An 11,935-nucleotide genomic window follows, 5' to 3' on the forward strand; every position below is an offset into this window, starting at 1 on the left:
AAGTGAATTGAGTGTATTTTATTGGAAATGTGGAGGGATTCAATGGAGTTAGTAGGGTTTTTACTGTTTTTAATTCCGCTGTTAGTCATAGCAGCGATCGTCGGTTTGTTATGGTGGGTGTGGATGAAGCTTCGATACCGGACAGCAAAGTCAAATGAAGCGCTTATTATTGCGGGTCCACGGCTTGGTAACCCGAGTAAAGAAACGAATATTTTCACCGATGAAGAAGGCCGTTCGATGAAGATTATTCGTGGTGGTGGGCATCTATTAAGAATGCACCAAACCGCGACACCGGTTGATTTAACAGCATTTCAGCTGAAAATTACTACACCTCGCGTATACACGAATGGTGGTGTGCCAATTATTGCCGATGCTGTCGCGATGGTGAAAGTTGCTGATACGTTACGTGGAATTGCAATTTACGCGGAGCAATTTTTAGGGAAAAAGCCGAAAGAGATCCAAGCTGAAATATCAGAAGTGTTGAATGCGAATTTGCGAGCTATTTTATCTAAAATGACAGTCGAAGGTATTAATGAAGATCGCGAGGAGTTTAATAAACAAGTAACTAAAGTTGCTCAGCGTCAGCTAGATGAGATGGGTTTCAAGATTACGTCACTCGGTTTACAAGACTTGCGTGATGCTGACCCTGAAAATGGTTACTTAGAGAACTTAGGTAAGCCTCGTATCGCACAAATTCGTAAAAAAGCTGAGTTGGCTGAGTCGGATGCTGATAAGGAAACGCGTATTCACCGTGCCAACAATGATCAAGAAGCAAAAGAGCAGGAGTTTGAACGTCAAATTGAAATTGCTGAATCCAAAAAGGAAAAAGACTTAAATGACGCATCAATTAAAAAAGAAACGGAACGAGCGCGTGCAAAGTCTGAGCAGTCGTACCAATTAGAAAAAGCACGACTTGATAAAGAAGTTCAAGAACAAGAATTGAAAGTCCATGCGCAAAAGAAAGAAGAACATTTGCGCTTGCAACATATGGAGCGCGAGCGTCTAGTGCAGTTGGAACATGAAGAAGCGAAAGTGCGTCAAGCGAAGGCCGATGCTGAATACTACGAAGTGACAAAACAAGCTGAAGCCGAAGCGAAGAAAGCACAAATCGATGGTGAAACCCGTGCGAAGATTAAACGTGAAGCTGGTTTGTCAGAAGCTGAAGTTATTCGGAAAAAAGGTGAAGCAGAGGCCGAGTCGAAGAGGTTGCTCGCTGAAGCGATCTCCAAGCACGGTGAGGTCGTCATCGTTGAAAAGTTAATCGAAATGCTTCCTGAATACGCAAAAGAAATCGCTAAGCCGTTATCCAATATTGAATCAGTTAAAGTCATTGACACTGGAGGCAGTGGCCAAGGTGGTATTTCAACTTATGGCCAGTCAATAACAAACACGATGACCCAAATCCAAGAGCCGTTAAAAGAGCTGACGGGATTAGATGTGAATCAACTTTTAACGGATCTTGTGAATCGCGGCAATACGCACACAGTCGTGCGAGCGGAAGAGACGAAAGATGAGAAGGAAGAGCAACCTGAAATGACAGTCGAGGTTGAAGAACAAGACGACAGGCCGGATGATAAGGGATAATTACCGAATAAGGTGAGGTTAATACCGAATAGGGTGGAGTTAATACCGAATGGAGCGGATAATTACCGAATAGGGTGTGGTTAATACCGAATAGAGCGGATAGTTACCGAATAAGGAGCAGTTAATACCGAATAGACAGCAATAAGTACCGAACAAGGTGGGATAATTACCGAATACAGACATGAACGGAATAAATAAGCGGTGACGTCATCATGTCACCGCTCATTTTTATCAATTTTCAAAGCTTCATCCATTACAGCCTGATACAACTCATGCCATTTTGGATAATACTCAGGAACATCGTCGTGGTCAATAAATGTTCGTCTGCTAGCTTCATATCCTCCTACAAAAGGGTGAATCTTTTCAATATCCATTCGGTAAAAGACTTGATAGCCAACGATTGGATATGGACCGTTTGGATCGAAGTTAGGGTTTTCGTGGTGGTCAACAGCAATGGCGCCAAGCAGCTGACACTTTCCACTTACATAACCTTCTTCATAAGCTTCGCGTTTAAAACATTGTAAAGGCGTTTCGTCTTCTTCGGTGTGCCCTCCTGGAAAGTCCCAGCCGCGGTCGTTTAAATCGACCATCAGTAATTGTCCATGCTGATCAAAACAAAACCCGTGTACACTTGTGATTAAATGGCGATCTGGTAGTGCGTCTCCGGCTTGCCAACTTAATTTAACACGTGAATTCCCCCAATTAACATAAGTTGAAATCATCGCATAACCTCCACTTTTTCATAATCCGCTATAGCATCTGTGAATTGTAATCTGTTTCCATTTTAAACCAAAAACCTTATAAAATCACTAAACTATTTGAAAATTGTATAACACCTCACTTCGTCCTCTTGCGATTATAATATTGGATCTACTAACAAAAAATTTTCACAGTGGAGGGAATATGAAAGTCAAGGTCGTAATAATTAGGGTAAAGCACATTTATTAAATTTGGTGGCATTAGTTGAGACAGGTTTCGGACTGGTTGAATTTAATAGTAATGAGAGCATACATTATATCAAGCTATGAAGTTTGGATATGGGTATAAAAAGCAAAACAGCTCTTAGGGGGCTTTAATGTAAGGAGGGGTATTGTGGCAAACATTGAAGATTTGCGCGGTCAAACAATGGGTGGCAATCGTAGACGTAATTCGGTGAAACACATTGCAAGGCATCATAGTGCAACTGAAGGTGGCGATGTTTGGTCATTTGAAAGACATTGGAAAAGTCGTGGGTGGCAGACAGGTGGTTATCACGAAATTATTCTTCGTGACGGTACTGTTCAGTTGTGCTATGACGAAGATGTCATAGTTAATGGAATAGCGAACCATAATCGAACGACATATCACATTTGTCTAGTTGGTAACGGCAGTTTCACTAACGAACAGGAGCGTGTGTGGGAAGAGCGAGCACGTTATAACATGAAACGGTTCGGTTTAAAGGTGGATAAAGTTTTAGGACACAATGAATTTACAGGAGTGAGAAGTGGTTGTCCTGGTGTTGATATGGACCGCGTACGTTCGAGATTAGAAAATGGCAGTTCAGGATCTAGCGGAGATACCGACTCCTCAGGCTCTAATAACAATCTCCTTAGAAATGGCGATTCTGGCAGTGAAGTCGAGCAGCTACAACAAGATTTACTTGAAGTAGGTGAAAGGTTGCCGAGGTATGGCGCTGATGGAATTTTTGGTGACGAGACAGAATCGGCTGTGCGTTCATTCCAACGAAAAGCGGGCATACAGGTTGACGGTATTGTAGGACCTGAAACGCGTCAGGCGTTAGAATCGGCGAAGAATGATGATCGTGTTGAACTTCCAAGCGGTATTTACAGGCGTGGTAGCCGTGGCGAAGCAGTAAAGCAGATCCAAGAAGCATTGGACAGCGTAAGGTTTAGGCCCGGAGCAATTGATGGCATATATGGACCGAAAACTGAAGATGCGGTGCGGCGTTTTCAAAAGGTTCATATCCCTCATGAAGTTGACGGAATATACGGGCCTAACACGAAAGCAAAACTAGAAGAAGTTTTGCGTGGGTAATTTGGTGGTATGACTCTAGGCGGTAAGAGTCATATGGTGGTGCAAAAGCAATCTCCTATTCCAATGTAACCTCCTCACGAGCGGTAGTGAGGGGGTTTTTATGTGTGTGCTGATTCATCCGACTCGCGTTATAATGAGCGTTTCGTCCGACACTAATACCTGTTCGTCCGACAATTATGGCCAGTTGTCCAACATTAATGCCCACTCGTCCGACAATTATGGAGGTGTGTCCGACATTAATGCCCGCTCGTCCGACAATTATGGCCAGTTGTCCGACATTAATGCCCACTCGTCCGACAATTATGGCCGGTTGTCCAACATTAATGCCCACTCGTCCGACAATTATGGCCGTTCGTCCGACATTAATGCCCGCTTGTCCAACAATTATGGAGGTTTGTCCGGCACTAATGCCTGCTCATCTGACAATTACGCCCGCTTGTCCGACACTACCACCCCATCGTCCGACAACAAACCGCCCCCATCAAAAAAGACGAACGCCAAATCCTGCGTTCGCCAAAAATCAATAAATCCGATTTGCCCCAACGTAATACTGAGACCAATAACTATTGTCCATTGAGTATTCCCAAATACCTCTTGATGATGTTGCTGAAATAAAGCTGTTATTACCAGTATAAAAGCCAACATGAGAAATGCTATTCGGATCGTTAACAGCAAAGTAAACTAAATCTCCTGGCTGTAAATCACTTCGACTAATGGGTTCGCCTTGATTAAATAATTTAGCCGATGTCGTACGTGTCGTGTCTACACCATGCTTTTTAAACATATAGTACACGAAACCTGAACAGTCAAAACCAACTTCCGGCGAATCGCCACCCCATACGTAAGGCACACCAGTGTATGTGTCTAAGTCATTTACTAGCTCTTGTTTCGTCAAAGCGCGGTCGACTTCGTGGAGTGTTGTTTGGTCGGCTGTACCTGATACGTTCAGGCTGTAATCCCGCTGGAAATCTCGTACTGATTGAGATGTGATTGAGCCATAATAAGCTGTTGGATCTTGGTTAAAATACCCTAATGAAATTAAGTTTTGTTGTAAATTTTCAACGGCTGAATTTTCATCGCCAACGGAAAGAGGACCTTCCGCAGGAGTACTGTCTGGAATCGTTAATGTCTGTCCAGAATAAATGACATCGCTTTTTAAATGGTTAGCGCTTCTTAACGCATCAACTGATACACCATGTTTTAATGCAATGGTGTATAACGAATCACCACTTTGAACGGTATAGGTTCCTGACGCACTCGTTCCAGTTGGAATCGTCAACATTTGCCCAGCATATATAATATCAGTCGTTAAGCCATTTGCTTGTTTAATCGAATCAACTGTCGTATCAAACTGACTAGCGATTAAATAAAGCGAATCGCCTGATTTAACTTTGTAATCATTTGATTGATGTGGAACCTCTAAACGTTGTCCGATCCAAATGGTATTTCCACTTAAGCCGTTTAATTGCTTAATGGCCTCAACTGTCGTGCCATATTGTTGCGCAATCAAATATAGTGAATCGCCACTTTCGACTTCATGAAAATGACTGTGAGCAGCTTGTTGTTGAGAGGTAGCTTCTGCTGAGCCGTAATCAGCTCCTAATGCAAAGGACATGACCAGAGCAGGCCCAAGCATCACTTTTACTTTCGTTACATTTAAATGTGAAAAGTTCTTGATGACATATTGTTTAAAGTTTTTATACTTTCTCTTTGATGGGAGTCTAATCGCATCAAGTTCATCAGAAAATTCACTGTAATGCTCATCCAGATAAAAAATAATCGTAAAGCCAGTTTCATTCGGCTCAAGGCGATAGCCTTTCATGTAATCCATAAAGCTGACCTCCTCATCACTTAGTTTCTGCCGAATGAGGAGGTCTATGTTCTGTAAAAACTGGCGTGTATTATTCAGCTTGCATGAGAGCCTTTGCTTTGAACGCTAGCCAAATACTACATATTAAACCAATTGCCGCAGTCCAAGCTAAAACGTTATGAATCGTTAATCCAATACCGACAAATAAAGACACTACCGCAAATGCAACCGGTGCAAAACCTTCTGATGCAACAGTGGCAATACTCATGACACGACCTTGACGATCATGTGGCGTATGTTCTTGAATGACCGTTAGCATTTGTAAGTAGACGATCATCGCCGCAAAGCCAACAACTGCAGCCAATATCATTAACGTAGGTAGCAACTCCATCCGACTAAAAATGAAAAAGCCAACCATCGTTGCAATTAGTGTCAACACAATAATTCGGCCGCGCCGTTTATTAGCCGAAATTTTATAGACAATAATGCTACCAGTAAAAGTCCCGACTGATAAACCAACTTCTAATAAACTTAAATGAAAAGCTGTTCCATCTAATGCATCAACAATCAACGGAAAGCTAATAATAATAGGACCGATCACAAATAAGTTAACCAAACTAATTGTTATAATACCTGAAGAAATAATTGGTGATTGTCTTATGTAACGCATTCCTAATACGAAGTCATCTTTAATTTTGCTGAACTCTGCCTCTTGCTTTGGCTTGTCGTCTTGAATTAATTTTGGATGAACGAAAATGACTGATAACGAAACAAAAATCGCGGCAACAGTCATCGTCGTACCAAAGGTTGATACAGTAAGCAAAACCCCTGCAATAACCGGCCCAAACATAAACATAAGTTCAATTGTGCCGTGGAAAAGCGAGTTTGCCCTTTGAATATTTTCACGCCCGACTAAAATAGGAATTAGCGCTGTTACAGCCGGGTAGAAAAAGGCATCAAAAAAGCCGAATAAAAATGTAATCAAAACTAACGCTGCTACACCTAATTGATCTTGGGTGACTAAATAAGCCATCGTCGAAATGAGTAGCGTTTGCAGTAAATTAGTTGTGAACATAATTTTTGATTTTTTTATTCGATCGGCAACTACACCACCGAAAATCATCATAATAACCCGTGGGACAGTAATCATGACTAGCACGAGACCGACAAGTGCTGGTCGTTGTAATTCATCAATGACATACCACGATGTTGTTAAAAATAGCATCGCAAAGCCAAGCATCGCACAAAGCCCTGCCAACCAAACAAAAATAAACGGCTTATTGTCACGAAGCCGTCCGTAATCTTGAATCTCACTCATATTGAAGTTCCTTTCTAGACTGTTTCGAATAGTTTCATCTTAACATAATCACTTCTCGAAGTGGGGTGGAACTGCTACACTAAAAGGGTGAGCATGAAATTAAAGGAGAATCATTTTGACACAATACCTCATAATTGGAGCAGGAATTCTTGGCGCATCAACAGCTTATCATTTAGCAAAAGCAGGACGTGATGTGACGTTAGTTGATCACGAAAATAATGGCGAAGCAACTCGCGCAGCAGCGGGCATTATAAGTCCATGGCTTTCGCAAAAACGAAATGAAACATTGTATGATATCATTAAATATGGTGCAGCTTATTATTCTAAGATCATGAACCAACTAAAAGAAATCGGCATTACTGAGACAAGCTACGCCCAAGTCGGCTCACTACATTTACATAAAAGTGATGACAAATTAGCTAAAATGGTTGAAGACGTCGAGGCAAGACGTGAAGAAGCACCTGAGATTGGAGAAGTCACACAACTAACTGATGAACAAGTGCCTCAAGCTGTTCCTGTTATGTCTGACAGAATGGGTGCGGTTAAAATTGGTGGCGGTGGACGCGTTAATGGTGCAGTCCTTCGTCAAGCACTCTTGCAAGGTGCACAACATTTTGGTGCTAAAGTGATTAAAGGTTATGCACAGCTTAATGCGGATGGAAAGCGTGTAGCCGTGAGTGGCGAAACGTTTCACCCTGAACAAATTATCGTGACAAATGGCGCGTGGGCACAGCAACTATTACAAACATGTGGTGTCGAGTTTCCTGTCACCTCAACCAAAACACAAATCATTTATTTAAGCATGCCAGAAGAACAGACTGGAAAATGGCCAGTTGTCATGCTACCGAACAATAAATATATCGTTGGTTTTGATGGCGGTCGTATCGCTGTCGGTGCAGAACACGAAGCAAATGATGATTTTAATCCGAATATAAAAGCGAAGAGCGCTTTTGACATTTTAAAAATCGCTTTTAAATTTGCCCCTGGCTTAGAACCTGCGGATATGATCGAAACGCGAGTTGGCTTTAGGCCACAAGTCAGTCAAAACCAGCCTGTATTTGGCTTCTTACCAGACCAACCACACATATATGTCGCCAATGGCCTCGGTGCTTCAGGCATTACGAGCGGCCCATTTTTAGGTTCAGAAATTGCTAAACAACTAATAGGAGAGAGCTTAACGTTAAATCCAGATCTTTATAAAGTTTAATCGCAGCTAATATTCATTACCACGTTCAATTATTGGTCAAAAAATAAGCACAACCTCCATTCCAGAAGTTGTGCTTTTACACTTCTAATTTTTGAAACGAAAAATGAACCACATATTTTACATGGTAAAATAGCAAAGCTGCAAAAATACCGAAGTACAATAAAGCTTTAGTATCAGCAGAATACCCATAAGTAAAAGTCGACGTTAAGAAGTAAATATTAGCTAAAACACCACCAACAGCGTAAACGAGGATTCCAATTATGTAGTAAAGCCACTGTTGTTTGATCGAAAGTTTGTTCAAGACGTAATCACCTAAGTAAGAAAAACCAACACCGACTCTTATGAAAAGTAAAGTCGAATACATCATCAACATAAATAAACTAGGCCAAAACTCACTCAAGCTGAAAAGGCTAAATGATAATATAATCGAAAATACTAACGCAGACAATAGGGCTGTCACAAAGCGCGTAAATAAACTCATAAACATCCCCCTCTTGTAGTCCTATTCCTTAATTACAAATCGCTGAAACGAAAATCGCACGACATATCTCAAGTGATAAAACAAGAGCGCGCCTAATATACCATTGATCATCATTGGGATCGTGTAGCCAGCAAAACCTTCATGATACAAGCCAATGAAGAAAAAGATATTCCCAATGATTCCTCCGATGACGTAAACAATTACCCCGGTTAAATAACTTAGCCACATATGACTCACGCCAATTTTTCGAATGACGTAATCGCCAACATAGGAAAACGAAATTCCTGCAATTAGAAAAATACCAAGCGAATAGGCCATCACAATTGTAAAGCTAATCCAAAAGCCACCCACATCAATTAACATAAGAGCCAAAATAAATGAAAAAATAAATGCAGATAATATTGCAGTAACAAAGCGATTTAAAAACGCCATACGAATCCCCCTTAAACAAAGTTTATCATAGGTAGTTTGTCAAAACCTGTCGCCTACAATAAAATTCGTGTCACAAAATAATTTAAAAAAATAACGTAAAATTGTAGACATTTTTCAAGTTAAAGCATTATAATATAATAGAGATTTGCCCTAGGTAAAAAAATGTGAGCGAGTACAAATGATTGTCCTTAAGAAAAATTGGAACACTATACGTAAAACTGCAATAAATATGTATGTATAAATGTTGAAATGGCCTACGAAACAAGCAACTTTTAGCTGTTTACGAGGTAATAAAAGGAGGCTTACAATTGACTTCATCTGTAAAAGTCGATCATTTATCGGTCTCTTATCACGGCGAAATGGCTTTAGATAATATTACGTTTGAAGCACCTACACAAGAGCTCATCGGGATTATCGGTCCGAATGGTGCAGGGAAATCAACGTTAATTAAAGCTATTATGGGAATGGTTCCGAAAAATCAAGGAGATATAAAAGTTTTTGATCAATCAGTTTCGAGAATGCGTCAAAAAATCGCATACGTGCCGCAGCGAAGCATGATTGACTTTGATTTTCCGGTATTAGTTGAAGATGTCGTTGTGATGGGTCGTTATCCACACTTGAAATGGTGGCAAAGACCGAGTAAAAAAGATCGTGACAAAGCTTTAGAATGTTTAGAACAAGTCGGAATGGAAGATTTCCGCAGACGACAAATAGGTGAATTATCAGGTGGTCAACAGCAACGTGTTTTCATTGCGCGAGCGTTAGTGCAAGAATCAGATCTTTTGTTTTTAGATGAACCGTTTGCTGGTATTGACTTATCTTCAGAACAAATCATTATTAATTTACTAAGAAAAATTCGTAACCAAGGTAAAACACTTTTTGTCGTACATCATGATTTAAGTAAAGTTGAAGAGTATTTTGATAGCTTAATGTTATTAAACCAACGTTTAGTTGGATTTGGAGCGCAAGAAGATGTTTTCAAACCACAGCTCATTAGTGAAGCATACAACGGTAATATAGCAACGCTTCACAGTGAAGACGGTGATGGCCAAATGGTGGTGGTGAAGTAATGGAAGGCATAGGTTATTTTATTGACGCGGTTATGACGTATCCATTTTTACAAAATGCGCTAATCGCAGGTGTTTTAGTCGGTATTGTTTGTGGTGTTGTTGGCTGTTTTATCATATTACGCGGGATGGCACTGATGGGAGAAGCGATTTCGCATGCAGTGTTACCAGGTGTTGTGATTGCTTACATGTTAGGCGCAAGCTTTTTCATCGGTGCTGTCATTACGGGTGTTTTAACGGCACTTGGTATTGGCTATATTTCACAAAACAGCCGTATTAAAGATGATTCAGCAATTGGTATTTTACTGACGGGTACGTTTGCTTTCGGTATTGTGCTAGTGACGACAATTGGAAGCACAAGTGTTGACGTTTGGCACATTTTATTCGGAAATGTCTTAGCAGTATCACGTTCAGATTTATGGATGACGTTAGGTATTACTATAGGTGTTTTAATACTAATTTTTGTTTTCTACAAGCAGCTGCTTTTAAGTACGTTTGATCCAACGATGGCTAAAGCGATTGGCTTGCCAACAAGATTGATCCACTATATGCTTATGTTCATTTTGTCACTCGTTACAGTGGCATCACTGAACACAGTAGGGATTATTTTAGTCGTTGCAATGCTCATTACGCCAGGGGCAACAGCTTATTTATTAACAGATCGTTTGCCGGTTATGCTGACGTTATCAGCGGTGTTCGGCGTGACCTCAGCTGTTGTCGGTGTTTATTATTCATACATTTATGACGTGGCAACAGGTGCATCAATCGTGATTGTGGCAACATTGTTATTTACGTTAGCCTTTTTATTCTCACCGAAACAAGGTGTATTTGTCCGTTGGTTTAGACGTATGACGACAAGCAAAGCTTAAAATATATAAAGGAACCAGGAGGAAGAGGGAGAATGTTTAAAAAGAAATTTTTCAGCATGATCAGTATCATCACTTTAGCAAGTATTTTATTAGTTGGTTGTAATACTGGGGAAGATGAAACGAGTGAGTCAGAAGAGCTTCAAATTACAGCAAGCTTCTCAGTAATTGCAGATGTTGTAGAACAAGTCGCAGGTGAGCGTGCTAATGTGGATTACGTTGTACCAATTGGTGAAGAACCTCACGAGCATGAGCCTGTTCCAAGTGATTTTCAAAAAGTTACAGATTCTGATGTGTTCTTCGTCAATGGCTTAGGTCTTGAAGAGTGGTTAGAATCATTGATGGATAACGTAACAGATACCCCAGCTGTAGAAGTATCTGCAGGAATTGAGCCAATTAAACTTTCGGACGGGGAAACAGATGACCCACATACTTGGTTAGACCCGAATAATGTAAACGTATTTGTCGATAACATTTTAGAGAAACTTATCGAAATTGACCCAGACGGTGAAGACCTTTATCGAGAAAACGCAGAAACTTATAAGCAGGAATTAGCTGAATTAGATGAAATGATTCAAGAAAAGGTTGAGCAAGTACCTGAAGAAAATCGTTTAATCGTTTTAAGTGAAGATGCGTTCATTTACTTCGGAGCAGCTTACGGATTTGAAACTGAAGGTGTTTGGGAGTTAAACGCTCACGAAGAAGGAACACCACAACAAATCGCACGTGTTGTTGACCTTCTAGGAGACCACGACATCCCATATGTCTTTTTAGAATCAACGATTAATCCAGTTCATATGGAAACAGTATCATCCAATTCAGGTGTTCCGATTTACGACATGACAGTCTATACGGACGCCGTTGCTGAAGAAGGCGATGCTAGCAGCTACATCGGTATGATGGAACACAACGTTGAAGCGATCACAAGCGCATTAAGTGAATAAAGTTTTCTAAGCCCTCTAAGTGATGAACTTAGGGGGTTTTTCATTTTGATTGGGAGTTAATGTCGGACACGGAGGCATAATTGTCGGACGGAGCGTGCTTAATGTCGGACGCGCACCTATAACTGCCGAACAAAACGACTTAAAATTACGAAATTACCTTGTTTGCTCGACCTTTTCGTTTCGATCTCCACA

Annotated in this window: 12 protein-coding genes; 7 read left to right on the top strand and 5 right to left on the bottom strand. The window is 40.8% G+C overall.

Features of this window, described 5'->3' with window-relative positions:
* Positions 1–42: 42 nt before the first annotated feature.
* Positions 43–1,584 (top strand): flotillin family protein, encoded by a 1,542-nt coding sequence (locus J2R98_RS00120; protein WP_307064900.1) that lies wholly within the window; start codon positions 43–45, stop codon positions 1,582–1,584.
* A gap of 215 nt (positions 1,585–1,799) precedes the next feature.
* Here the strand turns inward: J2R98_RS00120 and J2R98_RS00125 are convergent, their stop codons facing one another.
* Complete coding sequence (locus tag J2R98_RS00125) at positions 1,800–2,306, bottom strand: NUDIX hydrolase (RefSeq protein WP_307064901.1); 507 nt, start codon at positions 2,304–2,306, stop codon at positions 1,800–1,802.
* A gap of 370 nt (positions 2,307–2,676) precedes the next feature.
* Between J2R98_RS00125 and J2R98_RS00130 the strand changes: the two genes are divergently transcribed.
* A complete protein-coding gene (locus J2R98_RS00130; protein WP_307064903.1) occupies positions 2,677–3,618 on the top strand; it encodes a peptidoglycan recognition protein family protein in 942 nt (313 codons plus the stop codon).
* Between the two features lie 176 nt (positions 3,619–3,794).
* On the top strand, positions 3,795–4,145 hold the full coding sequence (locus J2R98_RS00135) for a hypothetical protein (RefSeq protein WP_307064905.1): 351 nt from the start codon (positions 3,795–3,797) through the stop codon (positions 4,143–4,145).
* Here J2R98_RS00135 and J2R98_RS00140 read toward each other — a convergent pair.
* Together J2R98_RS00140 and J2R98_RS00145 are read right to left on the bottom strand one after the other, a co-directional pair.
* Positions 4,139–5,449 (bottom strand): C40 family peptidase, encoded by a 1,311-nt coding sequence (locus tag J2R98_RS00140; protein WP_307064907.1) that lies wholly within the window; start codon positions 5,447–5,449, stop codon positions 4,139–4,141. The two genes, J2R98_RS00135 and J2R98_RS00140, sit on opposite strands and share 7 nt — an antisense overlap.
* A gap of 70 nt (positions 5,450–5,519) precedes the next feature.
* Positions 5,520–6,746: an MFS transporter gene (locus J2R98_RS00145; RefSeq protein WP_307064909.1), complete on the bottom strand. Its 1,227-nt coding sequence runs from the start codon at positions 6,744–6,746 to the stop codon at positions 5,520–5,522.
* Between the two features lie 115 nt (positions 6,747–6,861).
* Here J2R98_RS00145 and J2R98_RS00150 point away from each other — a divergent pair, with 115 nt between their 5' ends.
* A complete protein-coding gene (locus tag J2R98_RS00150) occupies positions 6,862–7,953 on the top strand; it encodes an NAD(P)/FAD-dependent oxidoreductase (protein ID WP_307064911.1) in 1,092 nt (363 codons plus the stop codon).
* Positions 7,954–8,029: 76 nt separating this feature from the next.
* On the opposite strand, the gene J2R98_RS00155 is transcribed toward J2R98_RS00150, so the two are convergent.
* Together J2R98_RS00155 and J2R98_RS00160 are read right to left on the bottom strand one after the other, a co-directional pair.
* Complete coding sequence (locus J2R98_RS00155) at positions 8,030–8,434, bottom strand: hypothetical protein (RefSeq protein WP_307064912.1); 405 nt, start codon at positions 8,432–8,434, stop codon at positions 8,030–8,032.
* Positions 8,435–8,455: 21 nt separating this feature from the next.
* Positions 8,456–8,866, bottom strand: coding sequence for a hypothetical protein (locus J2R98_RS00160; protein WP_307064914.1), 411 nt, complete (start codon positions 8,864–8,866; stop codon positions 8,456–8,458).
* A 308-nt stretch (positions 8,867–9,174) separates the two neighbouring features.
* Between J2R98_RS00160 and J2R98_RS00165 the strand changes: the two genes are divergently transcribed.
* From J2R98_RS00165 to J2R98_RS00175, 3 genes are read left to right on the top strand one after another with little or no spacing between them, the layout of a single operon-like run.
* A complete protein-coding gene (locus J2R98_RS00165) occupies positions 9,175–9,936 on the top strand; it encodes a metal ABC transporter ATP-binding protein (RefSeq protein WP_307064916.1) in 762 nt (253 codons plus the stop codon).
* Positions 9,936–10,802, top strand: coding sequence for a metal ABC transporter permease (locus J2R98_RS00170; protein ID WP_307064918.1), 867 nt, complete (start codon positions 9,936–9,938; stop codon positions 10,800–10,802). Before J2R98_RS00165 ends, J2R98_RS00170 begins: the two co-directional genes overlap by 1 nt.
* Positions 10,803–10,834: 32 nt before the next feature.
* Complete coding sequence (locus tag J2R98_RS00175) at positions 10,835–11,743, top strand: metal ABC transporter solute-binding protein, Zn/Mn family (protein WP_307064920.1); 909 nt, start codon at positions 10,835–10,837, stop codon at positions 11,741–11,743.
* The last annotated feature ends 192 nt before the right edge of the window (positions 11,744–11,935 follow it).

The sequence above is a fragment of the Alkalibacillus filiformis genome, from assembly GCF_030814115.1.
In the GTDB taxonomy this organism is placed as follows: Bacteria; Bacillota; Bacilli; order Bacillales; family Alkalibacillaceae; genus Alkalibacillus; species Alkalibacillus filiformis.

Bases quoted from the DNA above. Each gene is read 5' to 3' on its own strand.
- J2R98_RS00160 (WP_307064914.1), bottom strand. From the start codon at position 8,866: ATGGCGTTTTTAAATCGCTTTGTTACTGCAATATTATCTGCATTTATT.
- J2R98_RS00120 (WP_307064900.1), top strand. From the start codon at position 43: ATGGAGTTAGTAGGGTTTTTACTGTTTTTAATTCCGCTGTTAGTCATA.
- J2R98_RS00170 (WP_307064918.1), top strand. From the start codon at position 9,936: ATGGAAGGCATAGGTTATTTTATTGACGCGGTTATGACGTATCCATTT.
- J2R98_RS00125 (WP_307064901.1), bottom strand. From the start codon at position 2,306: ATGATTTCAACTTATGTTAATTGGGGGAATTCACGTGTTAAATTAAGT.
- J2R98_RS00175 (WP_307064920.1), top strand. From the start codon at position 10,835: ATGTTTAAAAAGAAATTTTTCAGCATGATCAGTATCATCACTTTAGCA.
- J2R98_RS00145 (WP_307064909.1), bottom strand. From the start codon at position 6,746: ATGAGTGAGATTCAAGATTACGGACGGCTTCGTGACAATAAGCCGTTT.
- J2R98_RS00155 (WP_307064912.1), bottom strand. From the start codon at position 8,434: ATGAGTTTATTTACGCGCTTTGTGACAGCCCTATTGTCTGCGTTAGTA.
- J2R98_RS00135 (WP_307064905.1), top strand. From the start codon at position 3,795: ATGGCCAGTTGTCCAACATTAATGCCCACTCGTCCGACAATTATGGAG.
- J2R98_RS00140 (WP_307064907.1), bottom strand. From the start codon at position 5,449: ATGGATTACATGAAAGGCTATCGCCTTGAGCCGAATGAAACTGGCTTT.